Genomic DNA, 4,596 nt, shown 5'->3' with positions numbered 1-4,596 from the left:
AGTGTGCTTCCTCCCCAATCTAATTTTATAAGAAAGGCGACCGTTTGTCTGCTCTCTTTCATCCCTATTTGTGCCGAGAGCGAAGCGGTCGGCATGGTGATTATGATGACGAAACAGGAGGCAAGCGAGCGCTACCAGATCCCCATGCACATCCTGAGCGAATATGAAAGCTGGGGGCTCTGCGGGGCGGTAAAAGAAGTGATGGGGGCCTGGCAGTACGACGACACGGATCTGGAACGGCTGAGCACCATCCTGACGCTCCATGACCTGGGCTTTACCACATCGGAGGTGGAGACTTATATGCGCCTGCTCCTGGAGCAGCCCCACACGGAGGAGCAACGACTCAGAATGCTGGAGGAAAAGCGCACAGCTGCTCTGGATGAGATACACTTTAAGGAGCGCCAGCTCCAGCGGCTGGATTACCTGCGCCATGAGATACGCAAGACACAAACCACGCCAGGAGGAGGCACCAAAAAATGAAACGACTGTTTACGATTCTAATCACTTTGACTCTGCTGCTTGGCCTGACGGCCTGCGGCCAGGTGGAAACCCAGAGCAACCCCGGCCAGTCCCAGACGCAGCAGGAGGGGATATCCTCCAAGGAGGAGTCGTCCACTCCCAACCAATCCACCCCTCCCGCTTTCTCCACGCCGGAGGCAGGCGAATCTGACGTGGAAACACCGGAAGACGGCGTTCTGGTGGCCTACTTCTCCGCCACCGGCAACACCGAAGGCATTGCCCAGCATCTCCAGAGCATCCTGGATGCCGACCTCTATGAGATCGTTCCGGAAGTGCCGTACACCGACGAAGATCTCAATTACAGCAATGACAACTGCCGCGCCAACCAGGAGCAAAATGATCCTGCCGCCCGGCCCGCCATCACTGGTACTCTGGAACATCCGGAGAACTACAATGTGGTGTTTCTGGGCTACCCCATCTGGTGGGGGCAGGCCCCCAAGGTGATTTACACCTTCCTGGAGAGCTGTGACTTCGGCGACGCCACTATCGTTCCCTTCTGCACCTCCGGCTCCAGCGGTATCGGCTCCAGTGCCGACGGCCTGCAGGAACTGACGGAAAACGCTCGGTGGCTGGATGGCCAGCGGTTCAGCGGCAGTGCGTCCCAGAACACTGTGGCTTCCTGGGTGCAGGGACTGGATCTCCCCGAATCTTCTCCGGTATAAGAGCGGCCATGATGTTCAGAGCTTGAGGTTTTCCAGCCTGGGCATGTGCTGCATCGGCCACGGCAGCGGCGAGGCAGTTTTTGCCAAAGTTGAGAATCTGCTGAAAGTATGATATACTACCGCCGTATATGGAGCAGAATCAACTTTTGCCTGGCATTTCGAATGACACAACCTTATCAGTGAACCATGTAAAAGCTGACAGCTGGAGATAAAAAGCAAGAGCCGGAACTACAGGGGGAAATTATCTTGAAATTTGACATTCAAAACTTAACATGGACACGAGAACCAAAGAGTTGTGTGATCACACAGGATCGAATCGAAATTGTCACGAAACCCCACACGGATCTTTGGCAAAGAACCTATTACCATTTCCGCAACGATAATGCTCCCGTATTGCAGATGGAAACGGAAGAAACGTTTTTTTCCTTTGTGGTAAAAACGGAATTTTCGGAAAGCCATCACCGCTTTGACCAGTGTGGGGTTGTGCTGTATCTGGACAGTGAAAACTGGCTGAAGGGTTCTATTGAATATGAAAATGAGACCTTTCAGCACCTGGGCAGTGTGGTGACCAATCACGGCTATTCTGACTGGGCGACCACGGAGATCTCTGCCCATATAAAATCCATGTGGTACCGCTTAAGCCGCAGAGAAAATGATTTTTGCATCGAGTGCTCGGAAGACGGTAAGTCATTCCATCAGATGCGCATCTGTCACCTGAATGAAGCTGAGGGAAAAATATCCTTTGGCATTTACGCCTGCAGCCCTGAGGACTCGTCCTTCCGCGCGGCTTTCACCAATATGGAAGTAACAGACTGCAAATGGATGGCACATGACGGGCAGGCTCCAGACGACAGTATTTGAGTTCAAAAAGGCCGACTGTGGACAATAACAAAGTATCAGCAGCAGCGCCTCCGAAGGCAACATCTTACGATGTGCTTCCGGAGGCGCTGCTGCTTACTTCTATGTTGGAAATTCTGCGACAGTTTACCAGTCCGCAGAACTTCTCACTCATGGATGCCAGTGTAGTCTGTTCCATCCCTTCCTTGACGGCATTCTCAATCCCGTGGTACGGGATTTCCAGCACTTTGCGGACATTCTATGCCACCGTGCAGGGACGGCCCTCGCAGAAATGAATCTCAACCAGAGAGGGGCCCCCTTTAGGTTCCAGTACGCTATAGATCAGATACAATGTGATTTGGGATGGATCGACACACAGCTGGGCACCGTGATAAGCCCTGCTTTTTTCAACGCGCTGAAAATGTTGCGGATTACAACCAGATCGCTGCCGGTACTTTTATGCTCTCTGCTGCCAGCCTGATGCTGAAGAAGGTATGCTCTGAGTGGAAAGATTGCGAACTGTTTCTTTGACTACGGACAGTCCACCTTAACACCGCCATTCAGTTCCTTATCGGAACACTGAAAGCGGTATTTTTTATAGCCCCTCGTCTATCATTTTCATCAAACCATACACCGCAGTCCATGGGCAGAAAACTTACCACCTTGCGAGAGCGTACGGTTCGCATCCGTAAGGTCGTCGGTTCGATCCCGATTAGGTCCACCACAAAAAGCCGTGAAACCATAAGTTTCACGGCTTTTTTGCAACTTTTTTCTAAAAATAGTGGGCCCGTAGCTCAATCGTTTCCGCCCTGTTTCCTGCACCAGCCCCCGCTCTGTTCGCATCCGCTGTTCAGGATACCAGAAACGATCATTATTTTTGTTCTCCGCCCCTCGAGAAAAGCCAAAAAGATCTGGAAATGAATGATTCATGTCCAAGCATATTGTACAAGACGGTTCGCATTCCCTTTGTGCAGTGTTTCCAGTATCTACGCCGAAAGCACCTCAGAGACATATAGCCCGCTTTAGAAAATTTTTTCTTAGATGTAAAAATGTGTGTAAAGTATGATTACTCGGCACAAAAATAGGCCTCGCAAAGAAGCATTCTTTGCGAGGCCTGTTATATATTCAAATACGAAAAGGACATTCTTTTAAACTCCGACAACCTTAAATATCCGAGTTATTGTGCCTTTTGGGGCGTTGCTTATTTTGCATCTGAGAAGATGGGTTCCATAGTAAGACAAGTCTCTGGAGAAAGTGAACATATTATTATCTTCCGCCTGTCCCTTGAAATATATTTCTTGATGCGAACTATGAGTGCCTATTCCACCGTTAGAAACTTCCCATACAACACGAACCTTCTCAATTGGGTCAATAATTCCACCTGCTGTTTTTAGCTTAAAATATAGCTTTCCCCCAACACTAAGCTTACTACCGTTAGGAACTGATTTTTCTTCTCCATTTTGAGAATATGTACATTCAATAGTAGCGCTCAAACTACGTGCTGCTGTTTGAATTTCGCAAAATCTCGAGGGTACCACAGTATAGTTCCCGTTGCTTGAAATAAATCCAAGTAAATGTCCATAATTGTTTGTGCTATAAACTTGGCTGTGACTACTATATTTTTCTTTTAAAAATCAAGCCGAAACCTGATTATCCCTTGAAAACACTGTATCCACGGGCATTTCAGACGGGTCTAAACCGCCTCATTTACTACGATTTTACTACTGTTGAGTGAGCCTTGACACGCTGAAAGACCACGAAATGCCGAGATATGGATACAGAGCCTGTCAATCGGGGCCTCCGCCCCGTGACCATACAACTGAATACAGACCGGCCATCGGCCGGGGCAACGCCATAGGTAACTCAAACCTGTGGCGTTTTTTTATGCCCTGCCAGGGGCACTCAAAACTGTATGAAAACGGGTGGGAAATCCCCGGCTTTTTCGCCTGTGAGCGGCGTTAACGAACCCGTCCATATCCTTTCCCTCTTGGGAGGTCAGGCGGTGATACAGGGGCGCAAAACCACCGAAACGAACACTTTTCAAAACCGAAGAAAGGAGGAGTCCGGTATGGCGGTATTCCGCATTGAGAAAACCCGCGACTACACGGTGATGTCCAACCATCACCTGCGGGACAAGTCGCTCTCGCTGAAAGCGAAGGGCCTTCTCTCCCTCATGCTCTCCCTGCCGGAGGAGTGGGACTATACCACCAAGGGGCTGGCCCGGATCTGCAAGGATGGCGTTGACAGTATCTGCGCCGGGGTGCGGGAGCTGGAGGAACACGGGTATGTGATCCGCCAGCGGGTCCGCAACCCCAACGGTCAGCTCGGCGCCATCGAGTACACCATCCTGGAGCAGCCCCGCCAACCTGAACCGGGAAAACCTGAACGGGGAAATCCAGTCTTGGATAATCCTGAACAGGCTTACCCTGTCTTGGAAGAACCTGAACAGGGAAACCCCGCACAATTAAATACTAGGTCCTGTTTGAAAAATCAGAATTAATGTGCTACATCACCAAAATAGCCACAGATGCAAGATACACAAAAGCTAAGAACGAGGCATCTAGCTTATCATATCTGG

At 50.1% G+C, this 4,596-nt stretch carries 4 protein-coding genes and 1 pseudogene; 4 read left to right on the top strand and 1 reads right to left on the bottom strand.

All coding sequences use genetic code 11. The annotated features are described in order from the left end of the window. Positions 1 to 102 precede the first annotated feature (102 nt). The 3 genes from H6B51_RS16335 (at position 103) to H6B51_RS16325 (ending at position 2,042) form a co-directional block, all read left to right on the top strand. A complete protein-coding gene (locus H6B51_RS16335) occupies positions 103 to 480 on the top strand; it encodes a MerR family transcriptional regulator (protein ID WP_418055077.1) in 378 nt (125 codons plus the stop codon). After that, positions 477 to 1,181 (top strand): flavodoxin, encoded by a 705-nt coding sequence (locus H6B51_RS16330; RefSeq protein WP_006572297.1) that lies wholly within the window; start codon positions 477 to 479, stop codon positions 1,179 to 1,181. The genes H6B51_RS16335 and H6B51_RS16330 overlap by 4 nt, the downstream gene beginning before the upstream one ends. 246 nt (positions 1,182 to 1,427) lie before the next feature. Continuing rightward, on the top strand, positions 1,428 to 2,042 hold the full coding sequence (locus H6B51_RS16325) for a DUF1349 domain-containing protein (RefSeq protein ID WP_204875489.1): 615 nt from the start codon (positions 1,428 to 1,430) through the stop codon (positions 2,040 to 2,042). Between the two features lie 1,124 nt (positions 2,043 to 3,166). On the opposite strand, the gene H6B51_RS16320 is transcribed toward H6B51_RS16325, so the two are convergent. After that, on the bottom strand, positions 3,167 to 3,511 hold the full coding sequence (locus tag H6B51_RS16320) for a nucleotide-binding domain-containing protein (RefSeq protein WP_204884661.1): 345 nt from the start codon (positions 3,509 to 3,511) through the stop codon (positions 3,167 to 3,169). A 575-nt stretch (positions 3,512 to 4,086) separates the two neighbouring features. Here H6B51_RS16320 and H6B51_RS16315 point away from each other — a divergent pair. Continuing rightward, positions 4,087 to 4,494, top strand: a pseudogene (locus H6B51_RS16315) (helix-turn-helix domain-containing protein); the annotation flags it as partial. Positions 4,495 to 4,596 lie beyond the last annotated feature (102 nt).

The organism is Pseudoflavonifractor phocaeensis, from assembly GCF_016901955.1.
In the GTDB taxonomy this organism is placed as follows: Bacteria; Bacillota; Clostridia; order Oscillospirales; family Oscillospiraceae; genus Flavonifractor; species Flavonifractor phocaeensis_A.
This window is presented reverse-complemented; position numbering and strand designations above follow the sequence as displayed.

What these genes read in the sequence shown, in the direction of transcription:
- H6B51_RS16335 (WP_418055077.1), top strand. Translation starts at nt 103, where the DNA reads ATGATGACGAAACAGGAGGCAAGCGAGCGCTACCAGATCCCCATGCAC.
- H6B51_RS16330 (WP_006572297.1), top strand. Translation starts at nt 477, where the DNA reads ATGAAACGACTGTTTACGATTCTAATCACTTTGACTCTGCTGCTTGGC.